Here is a 26,247-nt window from a genome sequence, read left to right on the forward strand (position 1 = left end):
ATTCCCGATTTGACTACAAAAACAATATTCTTAAGACTGAATTTTGCCATATTAATTCCTTTAAGATAAAAAATATGCACACAAATCAAACAAAAATAGCACTTGTCACTGGTGCTAACACAGGTGTAGGGTTTCAAATTGCCAGGGCTCTTGCCGAAAATAATTATATAGTTTATGTAGGCTCAAGAGACCTAAAAAGGGGAGAGACTGCTGTTTCTGAAATCGGCAGCAACGCCAAAGCCATTCAACTGGATATTACAAACAGCGATTCTATTGCAGCAGCAGTTACAAAAATCCAGACAGAATTTGGATACCTTACGTTGTTGGTCAATAATGCCGCTGTTTCCAATGCCGGAAAGCCAGGACGCACAATGGAAGAGGTATTAGGAGCCCAAAAACCGAGTGTAGCCGTAATACAGGAAATGCGTGCCGTTTGGGATACCAATGTATTTGGTACACTCGCCGTAACACAGGCATTCTTACCACTGTTGAGAAATACTACAGATGCACGTATAGTAACCGTTTCAAGTGCTTTGGGTTCACTTACTGCTAATGCAAATCCGAATAACCCCTACCGTGTGGCATTTGATGCAGTATATGGAGCATCAAAAACAGCTCTTAACGGGGTTTTCCTGTCACTTGCAATAGAATTGGAAAATAGCAACATTAAAGTTCACTTAGTAAGCCCAGGCTTTACCGCCACAGCACTTAACAATTTTCAGGGGACAGATACCGTTGAGTATGGCTCTTTAGAACCTATACGCGTAGCATTATCTGAAGATCTTCCTAATGGAAGCTTTACCGGGCCTGCTGATTTTGCAGGAACAGACAACATACTTCCATGGTAATCTAAAACAACAAAACCATGGCAAATGTAAATATCGCCATGGTTTTTTATTAGTTTTGAATAATGAAAAAGAGAAGCTTAGTACGGTTCCGTTCTATATCAGAAAGCCATGAGGCCTTTGGTTTACCTAAGCCCCAGCATCCGCTCATAAGTTTAGTTCATTTCCACGAAAGCAATCCGTTTAATACAGATATGGCACCAATTTATGATGTGGTGGATTTCTATAAGATAACCTTTATTACTCAAAATAGCGGAAGACTAAAATATGGGCAGGATTACTACGATTATGATGATGGCAGTATGCTGTTTATAGCCCCAAATCAATTGGTTGGCACAACAGAATATAACAGAAACACGTATGCGTATCTACTGCTTATCCACCCTGATTTTTTGTTGGGCCATCCTTTGGCAACTAAAATAAGGCAGTACAATTATTTTTCATATTCGGTCAACGAGGCTTTACACCTATCAAGCCAAGAGAGGGAAATTATACTTTCGGTATTTAAAATTATGGAGCAAGAACTCAACAGCCGCGTTGATGAGTTTAGCCAGGAAGTAATAATATCTCAAATTGAATTATTGCTAAGTTATGTTAACCGTTTCTACAAGCGCCAGTTCATAACCCGAAAAGGAGTAAATAGTGATGTGCTTCAAAAAACGGAATCTATTTTAGACGAATACTTTAGTAGCCGAAAAGCACTGGACCAAGGGCTGCCTACCGTGCAGTTTCTTTCGGAACAACTCAACTTATCGACGGGTTACCTAAGTGATTTGCTACGTTCCCTTATTGGGCAAAATGCACAGCAGTATATTCATTTAAAACTAATAGAAAAAGCAAAAGAGAAATTGTCTACCACCAACCTAACCGTAAGCGAAATTGCCTTTGAACTGGGCTTTGAGCACTCGCAGTCCTTCAGCAAACTGTTTAAGACAAAGACAAAGCTTTCACCCTTAGAATTCAGGCAGTCATTTAACTGATAACTACTTTATTGAGTTTGCATTAAAGCTACTGCTGTATTCTCACATATTTAATATAGATACAGCTGTATAAAACAAAAAACCACCAAATCTCTCAGGTGGTTTTTCTATAAGTTGTCGGGATGACTGGATTCGAACCAGCGACCCCTAGCACCCCATGCTAGTACGCTACCAGGCTGCGCTACATCCCGAACTTCTTTTAAAATGGTGCGCAAATATATGTTTTTTGATAAAAATCTGAAATATATTTATAAGCTATTAATTACATTAACTAAACTCCCTTCAAATCATTTACAATTCATAAAAAAATGGTTAACTTTGGTATAAAAACCAACTGCCTGTAATGAAAAAGATACTGCTTTCTTTCAGCATAATTGCCCTGCTGACCACTTCCTGCATAAGTACCCGAAACACTATAAAGAACATCGACGATACGGCAGTTATACCTGCTTTATCTAAAGAAAAAACATTTATAATTACTGAGATAAGTAACGATAAAAAGTATGGTTACGATCAGGATTATCCTGTAAACCTGGGCTTTTTACCCATACAAAGTGCCGAAGTTAATGTAAAACGGTATTTTGGGGCATTATCCGGACCTAACGGAGAAAAACTAAGCTATAATAAGGTAGACACCTGTTGCCCTTTTCCTTCTAAAAAGAATGACATGGGTGCCGGTGTGTTAGATATCTATGAAATTACATGGGAAGGTTTAACCGAACCAAAACGCATTTATATAAATCTATACGAAAAAGGACAGGTACTTGCCCCTAAAGGTTTTGGAATACGTAAAATATAGCTTTTATATCGAATTGTAGTAGTTCAGAAAATAGGCACCAGTTACAAAGTAGTGTTATTGACTGCCAAACCGTAAACATAAACCATACATTTTTTATCTGTATCTTTGCACAGATTTTTAAACAACAACAATGAATTTACAGAATATACCCCAAATTAAAAATACAGACAGTGGAAACTTCTTTTTACTGTCTGGCCCATGCGCCATTGAAGGCGAAGAGATGGCACTAAAAATTGCCGAAAAAATTGTTTCGGTTACCGACAGGTTACAGATTCCATATGTTTTTAAAGGCTCTTTTAAAAAAGCTAACCGCTCGCGTATTGACAGCTTTAGCGGTATTGGCGACGAAAAAGCGCTTAAGATTTTAAGAAAAGTATCGGAAACCTTTGGCATACCTACCGTTACCGATATACATACCAACGAAGATGCTGCCATGGCCGCACAATATGTAGATGTATTACAAATACCGGCTTTTCTTGTTAGGCAAACAGATCTTGTTGTGGCCGCTGCCCAAACAGGTAGAACCGTAAACCTTAAAAAAGGCCAGTTTATGAGCCCTGAAAGCATGAAACATGCTGTGCAGAAGGTGCTTGACAGCAACAATGAGAATGTAATGGTTACTGACAGGGGAACTATGTTTGGTTATCAGGATATGATAGTAGATTTTAGGGGCATTCCTACAATGAAACAGTTTGCCACTACTGTGTTAGATGTTACACACTCATTACAGCAGCCAAACCAGGTGGCAGGTGTTACAGGCGGAAGGCCGGATATGATAGAAACCATTGCTCGCGCAGGAATTGCGACAGGCGTTGACGGAATTTTTATTGAAACCCACTTTGATCCTGCCAATGCAAAGAGCGATGGTGCCAACATGCTTGATCTTAAATATTTTGAAGGGCTAATGGAAAACCTTACTGCTATAAGAAAAACAGTAAACCAGCTTAAATAAACGTCTGTTTACAAAAATAACAAAGGCCGAAGATTATAGTAATCTTCGGCCTTTGTTTATACAGACATCTGCTTTATTTAATGATATAGCAATAACTCCTTTTCTATATTAGTCCTGGCAACTTTTTCATACCTGTCTTTAAATTCAGGTGTTTTATAAATTGCATCCATGCTTAAGAAATAATGTAATACTTTTCTCCTGCCCGGATTGTACAAGAAATCGGGATAAATAGCATACTCTTTACATACTGCCTTAAAATAAGCCTCATATTCAGGCCATGGTTTGCCCGGTATAGACATATCGGCATCAAGCAAAAAATTTGTATCAGCATTGCTGCTGGTGTCATGGCTTTTTGTAGCTAATATATGCTGTGCACACAAAAGCTTTTTTTCTTCCGGATAATTCAAAAAATTTAATACTTCAATTGCTTTCTCTGCACTTTTTTCTTCATTGTTTTTTGCTGTGGCTTTATAAACTATATCGTGGTAAAACAAGGCAAACATTACAGTATCGTGGTCAGCAATCAAGGGTTTAACAATTTGCAACTCATAACACATGTTTTGTAGATGCATTAGGCTATGGTAATGCCGTTTTTTTGCGCTATAAGCCATTTCAATTTCCTGTCAAAATTTTTCTGCCAATGTATTATCGGTATTGTAATAACTTATTAGTGATAAAAAAGTTTCTTTCAGTGTCATCTTTAAAATGGGCTTGCCATCAATAACTAAAATCAGTTTTTACTTGCTATAAATTTACTTTAAAACATTTAAACTCTGGAGGTCTCTACCGTAATCTTCGGCCTTTTTCATCTCTAAACAACTTTTACAAATTCTCCAATTGGTTTGATTTTTTATCATCGCTAATGGTCCAGAAGAAGCCAACAAAAAAGAAACGGCTTGCGGGCTGCGTTATGGCCTGACGTGCAAATTGTCCGTCGGCACCGGGGTTGTTAGCATAAGTGTATCCAAAAATATTATCGCTGCCAATTACATTTGAAACCGAGAAGTAAAGTATTTTTTGCTGAGACAACAGGTAGGCCCAGCTAAGGCTAAGGTTGTTATAGCTTTTGGTGTGGCTCGCCATAAAAGCATTTTCATTAGGATTATCGTAAGGGCGGCCTGAGTTATAGCTGTAAGTTACACCAAGCTGAGAACGCAAATCGTTTATCCAGTACTTGGTTACTATAGAAAAATTGTGGTTGGCAATGTAGCTTGGCGTTACCGACTTTTCGTAATTTTTGTAATCTCTGTGGCTGTCTATATAAGAATAAGATACCCAGTAGTCTACATTTTTTACCGTTTTGTTATCTCTCCAAAAAATGTCGATACCCTGAGCATAGCCATAGCCTTTGTTATTATACTGGCTGTTGTATTCCGGCAACTGTGTGTTGTATTTTACAAGATCGTCATAGGCTTTGTAATACAGCTCAGCCCTAAAAGTTTTGCCATCGCCGTTGTACATATAGTTAAAAATATAATGGGTGTTTTTTTCAAAATCAAACTCTTTAAAATATTTTAGATAGTCCTGTTTCGGTGTTTGATAAAAATCGCCGTATGCCAATGAGAATTGTCCTTTTTTTCCTGCCTTATAGGCCAGTGCCACGCGTGGCTCTATGGATGCTTTCCCTACAATCTCAGAATATGAACTTCTAAGTCCGGCTTTAAAGGCAAGGTTTTTAGAAAACATAATATCTGTTTCGGCATAAGCAGCACCAATATTATTTACATAACCGCTGTTGTAATTAAAACCTGTTGGCTCGCTATAGTCTTCATTAAAGTCGGTTAAAAAATAATCGGCTCCAAAGCTTAACTTTACCCTGCTGCTAAAACCTTTGGTAAGTTTTAATTTAAGGTGGCTGCTGTGTTCTCCATTGCTAACATCGTCCGGGCCAAGAGCAATACTGTTGTGGCTGTATCCGTAAGCAATACCTGTAAGTATATACCATTGTGTACCAAAATTGCCTTTGTATGAAGTATTTATATACAAGTTATCATTTTTAATATCAACCCGCATTGGCTCCGGTTCATTAATATCTTTTTGATTGATACTAAAATCAGCATGGTCAAAAGCGGCATACACTTTAAGCATACCATTGGTAAACTTATAACGGTACACGCTTTCGCCTGCCAAAGACTGATAGGGTTTGTTCCAGCTTACGTCTTGTGGCACAAGCCACTGATAAGGCTGCAGGTTAGTATAAGCCGCATTAACACTAAGCGAACTTTTATTCCATTTTTGGGTGTTTCCAAGGCCAAGGCCAACCGTCATCAACGCTATTTCTGTCTGTTCCTGATCGGGTTCTTCTATAGTGTTCAGTAACAACACACTTGATAAGGCTTCGCCAAACTCAGCCGAATATCCACCTGTAGAAAATGTCATCCCTTTAAACAAAAATGGCGAAAACCGACCACGTGTAGGAATGTTGTTAGCCGTGGCATTATACGGTTGAGCAACACGGATACCATCTACAAAAGTTTGTGTCTCGTCCGATTCTCCACCCCGAACAAATAAGCGACCACTCTCTCCCACTGTTTGTGTTCCCGGCAATGTTTGCAGCGCAGCAATTATATTGCCTGCCGATCCTGCTGTGGTAACAATGTCGAGCGGTTTTAGGGCCGTAACTTTAGTATTGTCTCCGGCATTAAAGCTTCCGGCAGAAATTACAACCGCGTCGAGCGTGTTTACACTTTCGCGAAGCTTAAATGTTTTGGCTTTATAGTCCTCAACGGTTATGTTTTCTCTTGTATCATCAAAACCAAGAAATGTTATTACTAATACCTGTGCTCCGGTTGTAGCTGTTGTAAAGCTAAAGCTGCCATCAGGCTCTGTTGTGGCCCCGTCATAAGTGCCATCTATGTAAATATTTGCCGCGGGCAGTGGGCGTCCTTTACCATCAGTTACAACTCCACTGACAGTAGTTTGCGCCTTTGCAAAAAAAGCAGTTAATAATATAAGGAAAGTAAAAATAGTTTTCATGGCTTATTGGTTTTGTTGAAGCAAAGTTGCAGCACACAGCCATGGTTTCATAAAAAAGGTTACTGAATTGACGAATTTTAGAGACGAATCGTGAATACCTTCCAGCAATTGAGTTAAACAATCTATTAATAGCTCATTTTTTATGTCTATATCTTAATTTTGTAGATATATCACTTTACAATGTCTACTTACCCTATAAATCAATATTTTAAACTTTATTATACAAAACTCATAGCTGCATCTTTAGTAATTGGATTTTTAGCAGCCTTGCTTGGCATTAGTCTAAAACACCTTACAGAACATTATGAAGAAATACTATACAGCAGGGCTATAGCTAATTCGGTATGGATTATTGTTTTCCCTGCTTTTGGTTTATCGCTGATTTATATTTTACGTCAATATCTTTTTAAGAAGAAAGAAAACAAAGGCATTAAAGAAGTTTTTGATGCTACTGATGCTAACGGAAACAGGCTACCTGCATATAAAGTGCCATCACACTTTATAAATGGCTTGCTTACTGTAATTTTTGGCGGAAGCACCGGTGTAGAAGTTTCTACCGTTGTGGCTACTGCAACAATAGGGTCTGTAACATCTGAAAAAAGCTTTCTTCAAAAATACAGGACCGAACTTATTTGTGCCGGAGTTGTTGGAGGAATCACCGCATTGTTTAACACACCGCTTGCCGGATTGTTTTTTGCTTATGAAGTAGTGTCGAAAAAACTTCATAAAGAGCAAATTATTTGTAACCTTACAGCAGCAGGCATAGCGTTTGGCTTTGTTTTAATACTTGATGAAGCTCCTTTGTTTGGCGTTAATATAACACACTGGAATGTTTATGCCCTACCATGGTTTGTTTTATTGGGCATTATTGCAGGCTTAAATTCTTTATATCTTACAAAGAGTGTGCTATTCTTTAAAAAACAGTTTTTAAAATTTACTTCTGCCCAATATAAAATACTTGTGGGTGCTGTGTCTATAAGTATTATGGTTTTATTGCTGCCACAACTGTATGGCGAAGGTTATCATGCTATTAAAGAAAGTATTATCAGCGCCAATAAAATGGTATTAACACCATATATTGCTTTTACACTTATAGGCATATTACTGCTTAAACCCATAATAACATCGGTTACTTTAGGTGCGGGTGGCGATGGCGGCGTTTTTGCCCCCGGCATTTTTTTAGGTGCCTTTTTAGGGTTGTTTGTAGCTATTTTACTGAACACCTTTTTTGATGCAGGTGTAATACCTCTAAACTTTATGGTGGCAGGAATGGCAGCTATGCTAAGCGCAAGCATACATGCACCGCTTACTGCGCTGTTTTTAGTGTGCGGACTTACAAATAATTATACATTATTTGTACCGTTAATCGTTGTTTCATTTGTAGCTAAATACACTGCGCAGTATGTTTTTCCGTACACAGTATATAGCTTTGCAAAAAAATAGACCATGCCTGTTAAAAGAATAAAACGAAGCTACCGCCACGCCAAATATGTATTGTATAAAGAGACTTTAGTCGATGTTAAAGAACACTTTTGGGCGTTTGTTGGCTCATTTATTGGATTGGGAACCATTGCATACCTGCAATATAAAGTTTTTCCTCCGGAAGATTATGTATTGCTTATAGGATCTTTCGGGGCATCGTGCGTATTGGTTTACGGAGTGATATACAGCCCATTGGCACAGCCACGCAATTTAATTGGAGGACATGTACTATCGGCAATCATTGGAGTAAGCATTCAAAAATTATTACCCGATCTGATTTGGGTAGCTGCACCATTGGCAGTATCATTATCGATAATTTTTATGCAGATTACCAAAACACTGCATCCTCCGGGAGGTGCAACGGCACTTATTGCCGTTACCGGATCGGCACAAACAAAGGCTTTAGGCTATATGTATGTACTATCGCCTGTATTGAGCGGTGCTGTTATTTTGCTTATAGCTGCCTTAATATTCAACAACATCACTAAGAACAGGCAATATCCATCTGCTCATGCAATTAAAAGTATTAAAAAACACCGTAAGGGCTTAAGAACGTTACTTCGCCCTCAAAAATAATATTGAACTGATTTTACTGCTTTGGCAGGTTTTTAGCTTCAATAACAGTTACAGGTTCGGGCAAAACATCTTTTACACCCTCGCCATCTACCTGAGTTACTTTTTGGGAGAAAATATGCAATTGCTTTTGTTGCGCCCACCATTCTTTATCGTAATTGGGTTCCCATTGCCCTACCGATTGGTTTGTGAGGTCTAAGAGCTCCCAGTTATTTTTATTAATGTTGGTAGAAGCAAGTGTAATTTTATTATCCCTTTCGGAGTCGCGATACAATAGATACAATGTGCTTTTATTGATCAGAATTTCAGGACGTGATATAGGAATACTTTTAGTACCACCACCTCCAAGTGAAAATGAACCCTGCCTGAAATCAGTATCCTTCAAATTCCACTTGCCTTCTTTCAAATACACAACCTTATATTGTGGTTTATCTCTATCGTTCCAGTAATTGGCTATGTATGGGTTATTATCTGCATCGACCGTCATGGACGTTTGGTTTATAAGACTGCTGTTTTTAGGTATCTCCCAGGCTATCTCGGCGGTAGCCATAGTTATGGGTAAATTATACTTATCTCCATTGGATCTTTCCCAGCTTACCCCACCATCTTTAGATATTGCATAGCATATATCGTGATTATCTGCTACATCCCAGCTTTCGCGCCACACCCAGGATAAATGAATGTTACTGTTGGCATCTATACACATTTGCCAGTAGGCACTTCTTACATTTTCTCCATTTAGCAGATTATCCTGCAGGCGTGTCCATTTTTGGGTAGCCACATCATAACTGTTTATAACCATGTTTCCTCTACCTGAGGCCCCTGAGCGATAGCAAAAAAGAAGCCTTCCTCTGGGCAGGTTATGAAACTCCGGATACGTAACTTTAAGCTCATTATCGCCAACCATGCTTTGCTCATCATCTAAAATCAGGCCCAAAGGTTCTGTGCCTCTTGCATAACGCAAACGGGTATCATGATGATCCCAACTTACGTGGAGATAACCTGACACATCTACTGCAATACTAATATCGTTATGTGCATCTTTAATATTGCCTTTATATTGGGTTTTGGCAACTTGCCAGACTTTTTGACCATGCTGCCTTTTGGCAAGAATCATATAACCGTCATTATCATAATAAGCCGTAAACTGTACATTTTTATGCGTAGTTATGGCACTATTTCTAAAAATTACTGTATTGACCGAATTTCCGCTCCAACCCTGCCCTACTTCAGACTGGTTGACTTTAAGTGATGAACAGCCAGTTAAACCTTTAATGCAAATGATTGCGGTTAAAAACACTAAAAATTTTGAATAACCCATTAATAGTAAACTTGTGTGATATTTTCTTTTTTATTCTCTACGCTTACTTAAACGATATAGTAATACATACAGATTTGCAAAGAAAAGCAGTTTAGTTTAAACTTTAGAGGGGGTAAAACACAAAAAGAAAGGGGATAAACTCAAATTTATACTAACAACAGTAAAAATTTAGGTTTAATGAATAGTTCCTGCGGGCTCTACGTGTATGTGCACGTAAGCAAACTGTGGCAAATGTTCTTGTATATGATCCTGTACCGCATGGGCTATTGTGTGCCCCTGCTCTACCGTTAGGTTTTTATTAACCCACACGTGCATATCGGCGTGGCTTTGCAGTCCCATTTTTCTAATATAACATTTTTCTATATACTCCACTCCAGGCACTTCAGCAGCCAGTTTTTTAACCTGTTCGTTAAGCTGTGGTTCAAGCTCTTCATCAAGAAGTTCACCTATGGCAGGCCTTGCAATAAGATAAGCATTTATAATAATCACGGCACCTGCAAGCAGTGCAGCCCAATCGTCAGCTACTTCATATCCGGCTCCACCCCAAAGACCAATACTAATACCAATAAAAGCAGCAGCAGACGTTATTGCATCACTGCGATGATGAAAGGCATCTGCTTTTACCGCACCGCTGTTTATTTCATTACCAGTTTTTAAAACGTAGCGGTATAAAAGTTCTTTGGTTATAATTACACCTCCAAGTATTATAAGGGTAAATGCTTTGGGCGATTTATGTGGTGTCCTGATGTTGTGTATGCTCTCTACCCCTATTATTATGGCAGCAAGTACCAATGCTAAAGCAATGCCCAGTGCAATAAGTGCTTCGGCTTTGCCATGCCCATAAGGGTGCTCTTTATCGGCCGGTTTAGACGACCATTTTAGCCCAACATACAGCAAGCCCGAAGTTACAACATCAGTAGTGCTCTCTATGGCATCGGCAATAAGCGCATATGAATTTCCAAAAATACCGCCCAATGCCTTAATAACGGCAAGAAGCAGGCTAACCAATATGCCTGTAAGAGTGGTTTTTAATGCTGCAGAATGTGCGTTGGTGGTGGTTTGCAGGTTCTCCATTATTGTTTGCTAATAATTTGATATTAAAAAATGGAGGTTATTTTTCATTCCGCAAAAATACGGTATCAGTGTAACAATTTCAAGCCATATGCTACAAACTATATAATTAACATGTATTTTTATAAAATGCTGAACATATCTAAAAAAAGTCCATGTCCATGCAACTATTTTAAATTATAAATCGTCTCATATATAAAACCCAATAACCAACATTCACCAAAACTATTGTACATGCACAAATTTTTAATGGCTCTTTTTGTTCTTTCAGGGCTTGCCACACAGGCACAAATTAAAGGAAAAGTAACATCTGACACCGCCGAAGGAATTCCTTTTGTAAGCATAAGTATAGAGAACACTTATAATAACACCACAGCGAACGAGCAGGGCAATTATGAGCTTAATGTAAAAAACACAGGAAAGTATATTATTGTCTTTCAATCTATTGGATTCAAGACCAAAAAAGTGCCTGTAACCGTAAATTCATTTCCATATTTACTTGATGTAAAGCTTGACGACGAAAATTATGAGCTTAATGAAGTGATTATCTCTAATGCCGAGGATCCCGCTTATGCAGTTATACGCCAGGCAATAGCACATAAAAAAGAGAACTCCGAAAAAATAGGCCGTTTTGAAGCCGATTTTTATTCTAAAGGATTGTTTAGGGTTAAAGACGTTCCTAAAAAAATCATGGGTGTAAAGGTAGAAATACCCGACGGTATGGTAGACAGTACCGGAAGCGGGATTATATACCTGAGCGAAACAGTGAGTAAAATAACTTTTGAGCAGCCCGACAATATTAAAGAGCGCATTGTTGCCTCTAAAATAAGTGGTAACGACAGGGGCTTTAGCTATAACACTGCATTGGGTACCTTTTATAATTTCTACAACAACTATGTAGAATACAACATCAATATGATATCGCCCCTGGCTAACAATGCCTTTAATTACTACAAATTTAAACTTGAGGGGACTTTTTTTGATGAGAACAACAACCAAATAAACAAAATTAAGCTAATACCGCGTCGCGATAAAGAGCCTGTTTTTGAGGGTTATATTTATATTGTAGACGGCAGTTGGGCAATATATGCCATAGATGTTGACATTAAAGGATATAGGGTACAGTTGCCTGTAATGGAAAACATGAACCTGAAACAAAACTTTAGCTACAACAGCGAAAGCAGGATATGGGCAAAGAACTCGCAGATATTTGATTTTAAAGCAGGAATGTTTGGCATTGGGTTTACCGGAACATTTACACACGTGTACAGTAACTATATTTTTCATGACCGTTTTGATAAAAAAACCTTTGGAAAAGAGGTTGTTTTTGTAGAAGAGGGTTCTAATAAAAAAGATACTGTTTACTGGAACACTATGCGCCCTATTCCGCTGACTAATGAGGAAAATGCCGACTATATTAAAAAAGACAGCATACAAACCCTGCATACTTCTAAAACCTACTTAGACTCTGTAGATAAAAAGAATAACCGATTTAAAATACTAGACGTTTTAACAGGATACAGCTACCGCAATTCATTTAAAAAGTCGTCTTTTACTTATGATGGCCTATTAAACATTATCGGTTTAAGTTATAATACCGTACAGGGATGGAGTTTAAACACAGGACTATCGTATAACAAATATGATGAGGAAACAGGAAAATCAACTTATATAGGCTCAAAGTTTAACTATGGTGTAGCCGAAGACCGCCTGAGGGTTACAGGCACAATCAGCCACCGTTTTAACCGTAGAAATTATGCTTACATACTTTTAACGGGTGGTAGTGCAGTTAGCCAGTTTAATACAGCCGAACCTATAACTCCCTTTATAAACTCTGTCAGCACATTGTTTTTTAAAGACAACTACATGAAGTTATATGATAAAACATTTATTAGGGCACAGTACGGTCAGGAAGTATTTACAGGGTTAAGCATGGTAGGATATGCCGAATATTCCCGCAGAAAAGCCTTGTTTAATAATGCCGACTGGGTATTCATAAAAGATGATAAAGATGCCTATACTTCTAACAATCCGCTGGTGCCGGAGAGCGATGCACTGCCTGCCTTTGCAACCCACAATCTTGCAAAAGGAGGTATTATTGGCACTATAAAATTCGGGCAGAAATATATTACCCGCCCCGATGGTAAAATGAATGTTAGCAGCGGTAGCTATCCAGTACTATCATTTCAATATGAAAAGGCTTTTGCCGGAAGTGAAAAGAATTATGAATATGACTTTATTGCTGCCCGTGCCACATATGATGTAACCCTTGGAAATAAAGGAGATTTTGGCATTAACCTAAAAGGCGGCAAATTTTTTAATGCCGATGGTATATCGTTTGTAGACTATAAACATTTTAATGGCAACCAAACCCATGTGGGCACCAGTAATGCCTATCTAAATGTGTTTAACCTTATGCCTTATTATACCAATAGTACCAACGACTCTTATTTAGAACTGCATGCAGAGCATAATTTCAAGGGTTATATTATGAATAAAATACCAGTGCTAAATCTTTTGCAATGGAATCTTGTTGTGGGCTACCATGCTTTGGGTACTCCCAACAACAAACCTTATCAGGAATTTAGCGCAGGTTTTGACAATGTGGGCTTCGGCAAGTTCAGGTTTTTTAGGGTAGATTATGTTCGTGCTTATCAGGGTAGCGGTTTTGCAACCCATGGTGTGGTGTTTGGCCTTAAGTTTTTAAACCTGCTTTAATCTATTTGTTTATATAAATTTAGTAAAGCTGCATCTGTACCCCGGATGCAGCTTTTGCTTTTGTGTGTTTTTGCTACTTTAAAAACTAATGCTTATTTTAGGGCATGAATTTTTTAGCACATATATACCTTTCCGGAGATGACGACCAATTGAAAATAGGCAATTTCGTTGCCGATGGCATTCATGGCAAACCGCACGATTTTCCTATTGGAGTGCAAAAAGGCATTGTCTTGCATCGCGCCATAGACAGTTATACCGATGCCCACCCTATATTCAGGCAGGGCACAAAGAGATTGCATGCCAATTATCACCATTATGCCGGGGTTATAATGGATATTTTTTACGATCATTTTTTGGCTAAAAATTGGTCTCGTTATTCAAATATACCGCTACAGGACTTTGCTGCTGCATTTTATAAATTGCTTTATGATAACTATGATATTTTGCCCGAACGCAGCAAAGGCATGATACCCCACATGACCCAACACAACTGGCTGGTTACGTATGCCGGGGTCGAGGGGATTGCCCGAACCCTGACACAAATGGATCAGCGAACAAAAAACGCATCTAACATGCGGCATTCGGTTAAAGAACTGAAAGAATATTACGATGTTTTTGAATCAGAGTTTACAGCCTTTTTTGAAGAGATACAATTGTTTGTAAAAGATAAAATAAACACACTGTAATACAGCTACAAATAATCTGATAAGCTTATGAAAAGAACATTACTTATGCTTGTATTATTTTGTACAACAAACTCATTTTGCCAAATTTATGAACCCGATGATAGTTTTGGAATAGATGGATCCATAATTCACAACGATGTTTCCTTTTATCCTACCGATGCACTGCTAGTTGATAACAGCTATTATTTTATTTCTGACAATAATATGGTAAAACTAAATTATGATGGCAGCCTAGCTACAGAGTTTGGCAATAATGGCATTATTACTTTAGATAACAGTGCTTATAATTACACCATTTCGGGATTTAAACATTTTGAAAGTTACTTTTATGTCTTTGGAACACGACAAGATCGGGAAGAAGGCCGCGAGGATGGATTTATTTGTAAAATAGACCATACCGGAAATTTCGACACCTCGTTTGGGACAAACAATTTTGCCATAGCAAATTTTGAAGCTCAGGAAATTATTAACGATTTTGTTACTGACCAAAACGGAAATTTATTTTGCATTGGCACACGCTATGATGGCGAAGTAACCAACAGCATAAGACTTATTTATTTTAAAATTGATGCTACGGGTCAATTGGATGCTACTTTTGATAATAATGGGTTTAAAGAAGTTGCGATAAACAATTTTAGCAACGGCAGTTTTATTAAAACCTACGGCAACAATAACTTTTTACTTGTAGGTACTGATACTTATTTTGAGCCGATAACCAATATTCGCCATCAAAAACTGTTGACCGTATTGATAGATGCAAATGGAACGCCACTAAACAGTTATGGTACTGATGGAATAAGGCTGACCGAGTTAAATACAGGCATGACCAATACGCTTAAAAATGTTGACCTGATAAACAACAGCCTGTATGTAAACTATTTTTATTCGGCATCGGTATTCGATCAGGGCAGCAGGATTGCTAAATACGGGATCGATGAGGATCAATTGGCCTTTAATAATGTTAGTTATTATAATGCCAACTTTAAAGTAACCAATAATGGAATATTTGTTACAGGTGCTCATGCCTGCCCAAGTGCTTCCGACAGTTCCTGCCCAAGAGACTTTAATCTGTCAAAAATGACAGAGGAAGGATTTGCCGATATAACTTTTAATAATAATACCGAATATACTTTTGATTTTCCCGGAGATATGTATTCTGACGATGTATCTCAGGCATTGATAACAGAGAATGACGGCACGGTATTAATAGGCGGGCACAGTACCGGCATTTACTGGGATACTTTTTACCCGAGCGGATTTGCTCTCATTAGATTGAAACCTGCAACGATGGATATAAATACAATTAAAAACAAGGCTTTAAAGTTATATCCGAATCCTTTTACAAGTACAGTAACCATTACATCATTATCACAATCAGTAATTTCATCTGTAGAAGTTTATGACCTGACAGGAAGAAGTATAGGCAAACCTGCATTTTATACACATAATGGCACGACCAAAGTTAATTTAGAAATGGTGCAACAAAAAGGAAGCTATGTTTTAAAGGCCACGTCTAATGACGGAAGTGTATTTAACAATATAATTATTAAAAACTAAGATTAATATCTTCTTCTTTTCTTTCTGGTAATAATACCATCAATAGAATATTTACCGCTTCCTGTTATAAACAGTAAAACATAAATCAGCAAGTACAAACCACCCAGTTCCTGTGCCTCAAATCCGTCGGCAGTGTGCACTACAAAAACGGCAACGAACATTGTTATGATAAGCGGTACGGTAATTAAGCGTGTAGCAAAACCAATTATAAGTAATGCCGAACATACAAGCTCTGCAAATATGGCCAGAACTAAAGATGGTGCCTCCCCTATTCCAACCGGATCGGCAAATTTTATAGGGCCTCCCTGCATTAATAAATGGTATTTCTGAATACCATGGGTTAACATAAAAGCCCCAGCAACAACGCGCACAAGCAACAGCGCGGTGCTGTTCATTTTTTTGTTTATAGAACTGTCAAAGATCCACATAAGAGTATAGTTGTTTGATTGTTCCGTAAATTTAAAGAAAAAAATTACAAAACCTTACACTTATTTAGACGTATTCTTTTTTAAATTAGGCAAAAACATAGCAATTACGCCAATAAGCGGCAGGTAGGCACAAATATTATATACATATACTATACCTTCGGCATCGGCAATATTTCCTAAGACAGCAGAACCCAAACCACCCATACCAAAAGCGAAACCGTAGAACAATCCTGAGACCATACCTAATTTTTTAGGCAACAGTTCCTGTGCATATACTAATATGGCAGGAAATGCGGAAGCTAATAAAAGCCCAATAATTACAGAAAGTACGCTTGTCCAGAACAGGTTTGAATAAGGCAACAACAATGCAAACGGAGCTACACCAAGAACCGAGAACCATATTACATACTTACGTCCAAATTTATCGCCAAGCGGCCCTCCAAGGAGTGTTCCTAAGGCTACCGATGCCAAAAAAATAAACAGGTAAAACTGTGCATCCTGTACTGTTACATTAAACTTTTCGATGAGGTAAAAAGTAAAATAGCTGGATAAACTGGCTATATAAAAGTATTTTGAGAAAATTAATATTAGTAAAATAATTACTGTAACCACCACACGTGCCGGAGAAAGATCGGGCATTACTATTACAGGTTTCTTTTTTGCAGTAAGGTTTAAATGGCTTTGATACCATTGGGCTATGCGCCACAATACTGCCATGGCTAATACTGCAATAGCGGCAAACCAAACTATGTATTCCTGACCATGCGGCACAACTATCCAGGCAATTAATAATGGTCCAATGGCTGTACCGGTGTTTCCGCCTATCTGAAAAATAGACTGCGCTAAACCACGCTTACCCCCGGATGCTAAAAACGATACCCTCGACGACTCAGGATGGAAAATAGATGAACCTATACCTACAAGTATTACCGATAAAAGTATAACAGGGAAACTACCGGCATAAGACAAAAGCACAATCCCGGCTAAAGTAAATATCATACCGATTATTTGCGAATAAGGCTTCGGATTTTTATCGGTATAGAAACCTACAAAAGGCTGCAAAAGCGATGCCGCCATTTGATAAGAAAAAGTTATAAGCCCTACCTGAGTAAAAGTAAGATTATAATTGTCTTTTAATATTGGATATGCCGCCGGAATTACCGCCTGTAAAAGATCGTTAAGTAAATGGGCAAAGGCAATAGAAAATAATATAGAATATACTGTTTTTTGAGTGTTTGTGTTTTGCTGGGTTGCAGCTGTGGCTGTGTTTTCCATAAATTTTAATAAAAATGCAAATTTAAAACACAAACATTAAAAAACAGTCAATTATTCTGTTTTAATTCAACACAAAGGTTTCAACGATAAATAAAAAATCAACATAAAAGTTAAAATTTAAATTTTTATTTTATTTTTTTAACATTTTAATTGATTTTAAAATTCAAAAATATTATATTTGTTTAAGCTTTTGTTAAAGAGCATCGATCTTTGCAAAACACATTATTATATTTACACTAATAAATAAGAAAGACTATGAAAAAGGTAAGAACAGCAGGCGCAGACAACTCTCAATTAGTGGCATTACATCAAAGAAGATACATGCATTACAATTCTTTTAACAGAAAAGATACAATTATAAAATACATACAAATAAGCGTTGCATTTTTTATTACACTGCTTGTTTTGAGTGGATTATACGGTTTATCTAAATAATTGACTTTATATTAGATATGATAAGGCATGGTATTTTTACTGTGCCTTTTTTTATTAAGCCTTACCTCGCCCTCATTAAATCATAATAAAAATTATTTCATCAGATCATTAAGTGTAATGATATCTTTTTTAAGCGAATATAGTACCAATCCGGCCATGTTTCGTGATTGTGTTTTTAGCATCAGGTTATTTCGGTGCCCTTCAACAGTACGATAATTTATAAAAAGCATATCGGCAATTTCTTTAGTATTATACTGCAGGCATATAAGCCTTATTATTTCGCGTTCTCTGTTAGTGAGGTCCTCACTTTCAAAACTAAATTTAGACTCTTTTATGACCCCTATATTTTCTTTAATGGTTCCTAAAACAGTTTCGCTATAATAAAATCCTTTTGCAGCCACCTGACGTATAGTAAAAAGCAAATCCTGAGGGGTTGTTGTTTTTACTAAATAAGCCGCTGCGCCAATATTGATCATGTTTGCAATAAAAAGTTTGGTATCATAGCTTGTCAGGGCTATAATTTTAAGTTCAGGAAACTCATCATAAATAACTTTGGTGGCTTCTACCCCATTTAGTCCGGGCATTTTTAAATCCATTATCACAATATCTGCACTATCAGGATTTTTTCTAATGTAATCTATAACTTCCTGTCCATCTGACGCTTCAAAAACCACGTTAATGTCCTGCTCCCTTTGAAGTATGAAAGATATTCCACTCCTGAAAAGGTGCTCATCATCGGCTAAAATTATTCTTACAGGCATCATTTTAAAAACTAAAAATTATACTTGTACCCTCATTAATTTTAGAAGTCACCGCTATAGTGCCATTAATAAAATTAATGCGGCTTTCTATATTTTTCATTCCAAGTCCCTTTTTACTTTCTGCATGTTCAACGTCAAAACCATGCCCATTATCTTTATAAAAACAGGTAGTCCCGTTTTGGTTATTAAATGTAATAGAAATGTGCGATGCTTTGCCATGCCGTACAGAGTTATTGATTAGTTCCTGTAATATCCTGAAGATGTGCATTTGACTTTCTTTGTGTAGACCATCGAACGTTGCATTATTCTGATATTTTACGGTTACGTTTTGCAAAACATTATATTCTTTACAAAGTTCTTCGATAGCTGCATTTAGACCAAATTTATCGAACACCGGAGGAAAAAGGTTATGGGCAATGCGCCTTGAATTTTCTAATACCTTTCCGGAAAGGTTTACAATAGTTCCGGTAAGTTCTTCTTCTTTTTCTTTCGTAAGATCTCTCATCGAAAGCAAATGGCAATTTAAAGCAACTATGTTAAGTTTTGAGCTTATGTCATCATGCAGATCCTGGGCTATGCGTTTGCGTTCCTTTTCCTGAGTGGTAAGTGTTGCATTAATAAGGTCTTTACTGTGCTGCAACTGCGCCTCTTTTTTTTCGAGTTCTTTTTCTATGATCTTCTTTTTAGAAAAGTAAAAAAAGAGCAACAGTACAATGCCCATAAAGAACATTATAAAAATACCGCTAACTATTAGTAGCCCTATTTTATTTTCTTCGGTAAAAAGTGCTGTTTCCATTCCCAAAAAATGAGTAGTTGATAGATTATAAACAATACAGCATTAATTTGCCAGATCAATGAAAACATTTCCTGACTTAGTGATACCATAGATGTTGAAGAAGTAAAAATAACACAGCTGCTTGTAAGGTAAATAAAGGCACCTATAGTTACAAAATTGAACAATAACTTTTGTGTTAGCAGTTCATAAATATACAAAACGGCATATGTTATTAACAGTAAAGATGTTATTAAAAAACCTGTCGGGTTAAAATTATAATACAACTCCGGATCAAAAAAATACTGAACAATAAGCCCTGTTGTTACTATTATGCTTACATATTTTACAGTAATGCTTTTTATTTTACTTAACGGTTTAAACAGACTGTAAAAAAAACAGCTAAGTAAAATAAACTGAGTAAATAGATGATATCCTGACAAAAAAAGGTTGTTATAACCGCTATATGCCATTATAAACATGATAATCTGAACAATACTGCTGCACAAAAGATACAGACATAAAAATTTATAGGCTTTACTGTTTTGAGTAAAGCCTGTAAAATAGACTAAAGTATTTACAACAAGTATTGCTAAACCAATATTTGATATAATTACTATGACTTCGTCCATGCAGCCATACTATTTTAAAAGTATTAGATCTCTATATCAAGTTCGTTAAGAGCGCTTTTATGACCACAAAATCTTGGACAAGGCAAAGTAAAATCATAAATTTTGCCTTCTAATTTAGTACCCAGTAACGGCAGTTTATCATCCTGTGTTTCTGTTGCCGGACTCCATTTAGTGCCAACTATCATAAGTTTTTCCACCCCATTTTCATCCACACCTAAATAGGCCCTTACTGCATCTATATCTTCTTTAAGTAATGCTTCGAGGTTGTCTTTAGGTATTAAAAATGCGTGTAGTTTGTTGTGGCGGTCATAGCCGCTGTTTTCTTTTCTCCACTTCGTGGCATACTCGCGCGCTGTGGTGAGGCTGATCGAAAAATCTGCATTTAAGTCTGACATAATCGTGTTTGGTTTTATGGTTTATAAAGGTAGCAAATTTGTTAAATGAATGATAAAAAAAATCAGGTGTTTACACCTGTATTTAAACAGTACCAGCAGTATAGCTTTGCTTCACAACCATTAAAACCTTTTATATCATGGAAGAATACATTGGAATGATCAAAATTTTTGCAGGCCCTTTTATTCCTAACGGCTGGGCAGAATGTAATGGGCAGATCCTTCAAATACACACTGCCGATAAATTATATATGGTAATACAAAATACCTACGGAGGCGATGGCATGAGCACTTTTGCATTACCCGACCTAAGAGGAAGGATACCTGTTGGACTTGGTGCGCAGCCAGGCGGAAGTAATTATGTACAAGGAGTAGCGGGAGGCGCAGAAACCTTAGCTCTTAGCATGAAACACATACCATCTCACAGCCACGGTGCAAAAATTAGTCTTAGCTCCGTCAACGCAGATTCAGGGAAACCGGAAGCCGACTCTGTTATTGGTATGCCTACATATATGGACGGGCGTACATTAACAAATTCAAGTCTGTACAATAAAGCTGCAGCAGATGTAACGAATACCAAAATGATATCTGTTGATACTGCAGGAGAAGCCACTCCAACAGCTATAGACCTTCGTCAGCCTTTTATAGGTATGAGATATATTATTTGCTGTGAAGGATTATTCCCGCCACGCGGATAACAGGGCAAAAAATGACCATACGCTAATCAGTCTAATACTATTAGCAGTTAAACAAAATTTGCAGGGTTTTAAAGCATAACTATTGGCTGTCAACAGTACTAAATGAAACAAAATGAAAAAACATTACTTTTTACTACTGGTGCTATTGTTTGGCAGCCAGTTTGTTAAATCTCAGACAATTACCGAGACCTTTGATAACGAGCCTAATAATAGTACAACATTTTCTGAGGGCGGTATTACTTTTAATGTAACATCGCAGCAAAGTTACTTTTACGTTCAGGGCAGTTTCCCTCATACAGGCTGGACCGGTACTTCAAGAGATAATAAATATCTCGATAATTCTAATTACACATCCAGTTCCAGAGGAGTAACATTCACTATAAGTGCTGCAAACGGTGCGGCTATTAATTTAAAGAGTTTATGGATATATGTATCTACATCTGGTTTAAACCTTTCGCCGGTAGGTACTCTTACCATTACGGGTAAACTGGGTATGCAAACTGTATTTACGGCATCACGCAGCAATCCATTTAACCCGTCTGCCAGTTTTAATAATGGTTTCACATTTTTTGATATGTCTAATTTAGGCGGGCAGGATAACAGCAATAAAGTTATAGACAGTTATGTAATATCTACAGATATGGGCATTGGATATTTATCTGTAGATGCTGTAACATACACCTGTGCTCCTGTAGCTTTTACAGCCACATCTCAAACAAATGTAACATGTAATGGTGCAAATAACGGTTCCGCCACTGTTAGACCGACAGCTAACGGCACTCTGAGCTATAACTGGGCACCGGGCAATCCTGCCGGAGATGGCACCCCTACAGCCACAGGGCTTACACCCGGTACATGGACCTGCACTGTTACCAATGCCTGCGGAAATTCAAACACTGCAACCTTTATTATAACACAACCCGATGTTTTAACAGCCACTGACAGCCAAACAAATATTAATTGCAATGGCAATTCTACAGGCAGTATCGTTGTATCGGCATCCGGGGGCACGCCTCCTTATAGTTATTTGTGGTCTACGGGAGAAACAGGAACAACTCTAAGTAACAAACCTGCCGGAAACTATACTATTAACATCACCGATTCAAAAGGATGTGTGTTAACACGATCTTTTAATCTAACGCAACCTGATGCTTTAACAGCAACTAACAATCAGACACATGTTGATTGCAATGGAAATTCTACAGGTAGCATTGTAGTATCAACATCCGGGGGCACACCTCCCTACAGTTATTCCTGGTCTACAGGAGAAACAGGAACAACTATAACCAACAAAGCTGCCGGAAATTATACTATTAACATCACCGATTCAAAAGGATGTATACTAACTGAGACTTTTACCATTACACAACCAGAGCCTTTGACGGCAACTACTACACAAACCAACATAAACTGTTATGGTTCCAATACAGGCAGTGCAACAGTAACCCCAACCGGGGGCACCCCGCCTTATACCTACTCATGGTTGTCTACAGGCAGCAGCACCGCAACAGCAAATAACCTTTTAGCAGGAGATCATACTGTTACTGTAACCGATGCTAAAAATTGCACTGTTACTAAAATTGTTACCATAACACAGCCGTTAGCACCCTTAACTGCAACTACATCACAAACAAATGTTAACTGTTATGATGGTAATACCGGTAGTGCGACAGTAACCCCAACAGGTGGGACAGCTCCCTATACCTATCAGTGGAGTTCAGGACACAACACTGCAACAGCAACCCATCTAAGATTTGGGAATTATAGCGTTACAATACGGGATGCTAATAACTGTTCGATCGTCAAAACATTTAGAATTACCCAATCTTCTTTAATAGTAGCTGCTATTGGTCAAAATAATGTGAGTTGCTACGGAGGGGACGATGCTAATGCTATTCTATGGCCCTCCGGCGGCACACCTCCTTATACATACAATTGGTTACCCTATGGAGGTAATAGCGACAGGGCATATAACCTTGCAGCAGGAACCTATAATGTTATAATAACCGATGCCAACAATTGCACCGGAAATATAACTGTAAGAATAACACAGCCTGAACTTTTAACAGCCACTACAACACAAACCAATATTACCACATGTCATGGCGATTCTACAGGTAGTGCAACAGTAACCCCAATTGGTGGCACACCACCTTACACTTATTCGTGGCTGCCCTATGGAGGAAATGATCCTACCGCAAATAACCTGACAGGTGGGCATTACAGCGTTACAGTAACAGATTTAAAAAACTGTAGTCATGTTGTTTACCTCTATATAGAGCAGCCACCGGCAATAGAAGTATCTGTAAATCATTCTAATATTCTTTGCCATGGCGAAACAGGCAGTATAAGTTTAGAACCTGTAGATAGCAATGATACATATACTTATTTGTGGTCTACAGGGCAAACCACTTCATCAATTTCAGGATTATACCCAGGCACATATAGTGTTACAATTAGTAATACTGACGGCTGTAACATTACAGAACATTATACTATTACCGAACCGGAACCATTGACAGCCACTCAGGATCAATATAATATAAACTGTTATAATGGTATGGGCGTATTAAGTGTTAATCCAAGTGGCGGATCTGGCGGGTACAGGTATGAGTGGCTGCCCTATGGAGGTAATGCTTATTTAGCATATGGTCTTACAGCCGGAGATTATAGCGTAATTATTACAGATGGCAACGGCTGTAGCATAACCAAATATTTCACCCTGACAAACCCCGAACCTTTAACTGCTACAACATCTCAAACAGATCCCAGCTGTAGTAATGGTTTTTCAGGAAGTGCCACTGTGGAAGCCTCGGGCGGCACAGGCCCATATACCTATTCCTGGTATCCTTATGGCGGTAATGAGGCTACAGTTACAGGTATTTATGCAGGTGAATTCACCGTAACTATTACTGATAGGAATTTGTGCAGTATTACGAAAGATTTTATTATTAATGAACCTGTTATAACTCAAGTTCAAATAACTCAAACAGCGGCCACCTGTCAACAACCGGCAAGTGTTACAGCTAATGTTATTAACGGAACGGGCGAATATACTTATTTATGGCAACCGTCTGGTATTACAGAGGCTACAGCCACAAATCTGTCACCGGGATACCATAGGGTTACCGTTACAGATGTTACCACTTCGTGCACAACAATAAGAGAAGTGCTTGTTAGAGGGCCACAGGAATGCATTACCACAACTTCCTGGAATGGAACAGAATGGAGCAATGGAATACCAGATTGTGTTAGCTATGCGGTAGAAATTAACGGTAATTATAATACCTCTTTACATGGCACAATAACAGCGTGCTCCTTAACTGTTAACAGTGGTAATGTTATTGTAACACCCGGTTATACATTTTCTATAAAGGGCAGTGTAACAGTTGCAGAAGAGGCTTCTCTTGTTTTTCAGGACAATGCGGCTTTATTACAAGCAGACAATTTTAATGATAATTCCGGAAATATAACCATTCAAAAAAACAGCAATCCACTGTACAGACTTGATTATACATTGTGGTCATCTCCTGTTGCCGGGCAAAACCTGCTTGAGTTTTCTCCCCTAACGGCTACAGGACGTTTTTATCAATATGGTTATGGTTTTGACCCAACACTTAATAACGGAGAAGGTGCTTATATAGAGCAATACTGGTATGCCGATACAGCTACAGATTTTGCAACAGCAAAAAGCTACCTTATACGCATGCCTAACAGTAACAATACACCCGGCTATAATGAAGGAACTGCACCTATAACATTTACCGGTAACTTTACTGGTGTAGCCAATAATGGATACATTACAACGCCTGCATCTACACAGGGAGATCGCTACACGGCAATAGGTAATCCGTATCCGTCTCCTCTAAACCTTAATGACTTTTTCGATTATAACAGTTATGTAATAGATACTCAGTCAGGTCTCTACTTTTGGAGAAAACGCAATAATACCATACAATCCTCTTATGCTACATTAACCCTTGCAGCTTTTACAGCCAATGGCTCTCTATATGGCGGTTCAGAACAGGCAGGGTTTTATACAGGAGACAGCGAAAACTGGCTAATATCTCAGGGACAGGGTTTTATTGTAAAAACTAATGATTTGGCAGAGTACACACAGATCACTTTTACAAACTCTATGCGACGCCCGGCTCCTCAAAATGGTTTACAGCCTTTCTTGCGTACGTCGGCACAATCTCAGCCTTCGCGTTTTTGGCTAAACCTTACCAATTCAAGTGGAGCATTTAGCCAAACGGCTGTGGCATATTTAAATTCAGCCACTGCCGGAATTGACTATGGTTATGACGGGCAGATATTCGGCAATAGTGAAACAACTCTGTATTCAATAGCTTCAGAAGTAAATCTTGCAGTACAGGCAAGACCGTCATTTACAATAAATGATGTAGTTTCTATGGGTTATATTGCTAATGCAACAGGACAATATACAATATCTTTAGACCATTTTGAAGGATTGTTTAATCAGGATCAGAGCATTTATCTTAAAGATAATTTCATAAATCAGGTTTATGACCTTAAAGAAGATGACTATACTTTTACATCTGAGAGTGGTACGTTTAATTCAAGATTTGAAATCCAGTATACAAATCAAACACTTAAGATACAAGAGACTGAACTTAATAGTGAAAGTGTTATTGTATATAGAACTGAAAATTCAATACATATCGATACAGGATTGGTTAGCATGAACGACGTAGTTATTTATGATACACGTGGCAGAATGCTGTACCATAGAAACAACATTAATACTGTCAAAACAGACATAGAAGACCTACAAGCTGAAAACCAGGTTCTTATTGTAGAAATAAATACCGAAAAGGGCACGGTGAACAAAAGAATAGTGTTTTAAACATCAATTAGATCTGCAATAAATAAG

General features: G+C 37.9%; 22 protein-coding genes and 1 tRNA gene. 12 read left to right on the plus strand and 11 right to left on the minus strand.

Features of this window, described 5'->3' with window-relative positions; translation table 11 throughout:
* Positions 1-74: 74 nt before the first annotated feature.
* Together GR160_RS05970 and GR160_RS05975 are read left to right on the plus strand one after the other, a co-directional pair.
* Positions 75-848, plus strand: a complete 774-nt coding sequence (locus tag GR160_RS05970; RefSeq protein WP_160748908.1) for an SDR family NAD(P)-dependent oxidoreductase — start codon at positions 75-77, stop codon at positions 846-848.
* A gap of 62 nt (positions 849-910) precedes the next feature.
* Positions 911-1,825 (plus strand): AraC family transcriptional regulator, encoded by a 915-nt coding sequence (locus tag GR160_RS05975; protein WP_160748909.1) that lies wholly within the window; start codon positions 911-913, stop codon positions 1,823-1,825.
* 117 nt (positions 1,826-1,942) lie between these two features.
* On the opposite strand, the gene GR160_RS05980 is transcribed toward GR160_RS05975, so the two are convergent.
* A tRNA-Pro gene (locus GR160_RS05980) sits at positions 1,943-2,016 on the minus strand.
* A 152-nt stretch (positions 2,017-2,168) separates the two neighbouring features.
* Here GR160_RS05980 and GR160_RS05985 point away from each other — a divergent pair.
* Positions 2,169-2,624 (plus strand): 2-dehydro-3-deoxyphosphooctonate aldolase, encoded by a 456-nt coding sequence (locus GR160_RS05985; protein ID WP_160748910.1) that lies wholly within the window; start codon positions 2,169-2,171, stop codon positions 2,622-2,624.
* A gap of 130 nt (positions 2,625-2,754) precedes the next feature.
* Positions 2,755-3,576: a 3-deoxy-8-phosphooctulonate synthase gene (gene kdsA, locus GR160_RS05990; RefSeq protein WP_160748911.1), complete on the plus strand. Its 822-nt coding sequence runs from the start codon at positions 2,755-2,757 to the stop codon at positions 3,574-3,576.
* Positions 3,577-3,653: 77 nt separating this feature from the next.
* Here the strand turns inward: kdsA and GR160_RS05995 are convergent, their stop codons facing one another.
* Together GR160_RS05995 and GR160_RS06000 are read right to left on the minus strand one after the other, a co-directional pair.
* A complete protein-coding gene (locus GR160_RS05995) occupies positions 3,654-4,148 on the minus strand; it encodes a hypothetical protein (RefSeq protein ID WP_160748912.1) in 495 nt (164 codons plus the stop codon).
* 250 nt (positions 4,149-4,398) lie between these two features.
* Positions 4,399-6,552 carry a TonB-dependent receptor gene (locus GR160_RS06000; RefSeq protein WP_160748913.1) on the minus strand — a complete coding sequence of 718 codons (2,154 nt, stop codon included), beginning with the start codon at positions 6,550-6,552 and terminating at the stop codon, positions 4,399-4,401.
* Positions 6,553-6,732: 180 nt separating this feature from the next.
* On the opposite strand from GR160_RS06000, the gene GR160_RS06005 reads away from it, so the two are divergent.
* Positions 6,733-7,995, plus strand: coding sequence for a chloride channel protein (locus GR160_RS06005; RefSeq protein WP_160748914.1), 1,263 nt, complete (start codon positions 6,733-6,735; stop codon positions 7,993-7,995).
* A 3-nt stretch (positions 7,996-7,998) separates the two neighbouring features.
* Positions 7,999-8,610 carry an HPP family protein gene (locus GR160_RS06010; protein WP_160748915.1) on the plus strand — a complete coding sequence of 204 codons (612 nt, stop codon included), beginning with the start codon at positions 7,999-8,001 and terminating at the stop codon, positions 8,608-8,610.
* A 13-nt stretch (positions 8,611-8,623) separates the two neighbouring features.
* Here the strand turns inward: GR160_RS06010 and GR160_RS06015 are convergent, their stop codons facing one another.
* Positions 8,624-9,928 (minus strand): BNR repeat-containing protein, encoded by a 1,305-nt coding sequence (locus tag GR160_RS06015; protein WP_160748916.1) that lies wholly within the window; start codon positions 9,926-9,928, stop codon positions 8,624-8,626.
* A gap of 174 nt (positions 9,929-10,102) precedes the next feature.
* Positions 10,103-11,002, minus strand: coding sequence for a cation diffusion facilitator family transporter (locus tag GR160_RS06020; RefSeq protein WP_160748917.1), 900 nt, complete (start codon positions 11,000-11,002; stop codon positions 10,103-10,105).
* A gap of 231 nt (positions 11,003-11,233) precedes the next feature.
* Between GR160_RS06020 and GR160_RS06025 the strand changes: the two genes are divergently transcribed.
* From GR160_RS06025 to GR160_RS06035, 3 genes are all read left to right on the plus strand, one after another.
* Entirely contained in the window at positions 11,234-13,717 is a 2,484-nt protein-coding gene (locus GR160_RS06025; protein WP_160748918.1) for a DUF5686 and carboxypeptidase regulatory-like domain-containing protein, read from the plus strand.
* Between the two features lie 104 nt (positions 13,718-13,821).
* Complete coding sequence (locus tag GR160_RS06030) at positions 13,822-14,403, plus strand: ACP phosphodiesterase (RefSeq protein ID WP_160748919.1); 582 nt, start codon at positions 13,822-13,824, stop codon at positions 14,401-14,403.
* A 27-nt stretch (positions 14,404-14,430) separates the two neighbouring features.
* Positions 14,431-15,960 (plus strand): T9SS type A sorting domain-containing protein, encoded by a 1,530-nt coding sequence (locus GR160_RS06035; RefSeq protein WP_160748920.1) that lies wholly within the window; start codon positions 14,431-14,433, stop codon positions 15,958-15,960.
* A gap of 2 nt (positions 15,961-15,962) precedes the next feature.
* On the opposite strand, the gene GR160_RS06040 is transcribed toward GR160_RS06035, so the two are convergent.
* Together GR160_RS06040 and GR160_RS06045 are read right to left on the minus strand one after the other, a co-directional pair.
* Positions 15,963-16,388 (minus strand): DoxX family protein, encoded by a 426-nt coding sequence (locus tag GR160_RS06040; RefSeq protein WP_160748921.1) that lies wholly within the window; start codon positions 16,386-16,388, stop codon positions 15,963-15,965.
* A gap of 60 nt (positions 16,389-16,448) precedes the next feature.
* A complete protein-coding gene (locus GR160_RS06045; protein ID WP_160748922.1) occupies positions 16,449-17,663 on the minus strand; it encodes an MFS transporter in 1,215 nt (404 codons plus the stop codon).
* Between the two features lie 255 nt (positions 17,664-17,918).
* Between GR160_RS06045 and GR160_RS06050 the strand changes: the two genes are divergently transcribed.
* Positions 17,919-18,098, plus strand: coding sequence for a hypothetical protein (locus tag GR160_RS06050; RefSeq protein ID WP_160748923.1), 180 nt, complete (start codon positions 17,919-17,921; stop codon positions 18,096-18,098).
* 92 nt (positions 18,099-18,190) lie between these two features.
* Here GR160_RS06050 and GR160_RS06055 read toward each other — a convergent pair whose 3' ends face one another.
* From GR160_RS06055 to GR160_RS06070, 4 genes are read right to left on the minus strand one after another with little or no spacing between them, the layout of a single operon-like run.
* On the minus strand, positions 18,191-18,862 hold the full coding sequence (locus GR160_RS06055; protein ID WP_160748924.1) for a response regulator transcription factor: 672 nt from the start codon (positions 18,860-18,862) through the stop codon (positions 18,191-18,193).
* Between the two features lies 1 nt (position 18,863).
* Positions 18,864-19,655, minus strand: coding sequence for a sensor histidine kinase (locus GR160_RS06060; RefSeq protein ID WP_160748925.1), 792 nt, complete (start codon positions 19,653-19,655; stop codon positions 18,864-18,866).
* Positions 19,619-20,263 carry a hypothetical protein gene (locus tag GR160_RS06065; RefSeq protein WP_160748926.1) on the minus strand — a complete coding sequence of 215 codons (645 nt, stop codon included), beginning with the start codon at positions 20,261-20,263 and terminating at the stop codon, positions 19,619-19,621. The genes GR160_RS06060 and GR160_RS06065 overlap by 37 nt, the downstream gene beginning before the upstream one ends.
* A 23-nt stretch (positions 20,264-20,286) precedes the next feature.
* Positions 20,287-20,658, minus strand: a complete 372-nt coding sequence (locus GR160_RS06070; protein WP_160748927.1) for a hypothetical protein — start codon at positions 20,656-20,658, stop codon at positions 20,287-20,289.
* A 137-nt stretch (positions 20,659-20,795) separates the two neighbouring features.
* Between GR160_RS06070 and GR160_RS06075 the strand changes: the two genes are divergently transcribed.
* Both GR160_RS06075 and GR160_RS06080 read left to right on the plus strand, forming a co-directional pair.
* On the plus strand, positions 20,796-21,353 hold the full coding sequence (locus GR160_RS06075) for a phage tail protein (protein WP_160748928.1): 558 nt from the start codon (positions 20,796-20,798) through the stop codon (positions 21,351-21,353).
* A gap of 112 nt (positions 21,354-21,465) precedes the next feature.
* Positions 21,466-26,220 carry a T9SS sorting signal type C domain-containing protein gene (locus GR160_RS06080; protein ID WP_160748929.1) on the plus strand — a complete coding sequence of 1,585 codons (4,755 nt, stop codon included), beginning with the start codon at positions 21,466-21,468 and terminating at the stop codon, positions 26,218-26,220.
* The last annotated feature ends 27 nt before the right edge of the window (positions 26,221-26,247 follow it).

Source organism: Flavobacterium sp. Sd200 (assembly GCF_009826935.1).
Classification (GTDB): domain Bacteria; phylum Bacteroidota; class Bacteroidia; order Flavobacteriales; family Flavobacteriaceae; genus Flavobacterium.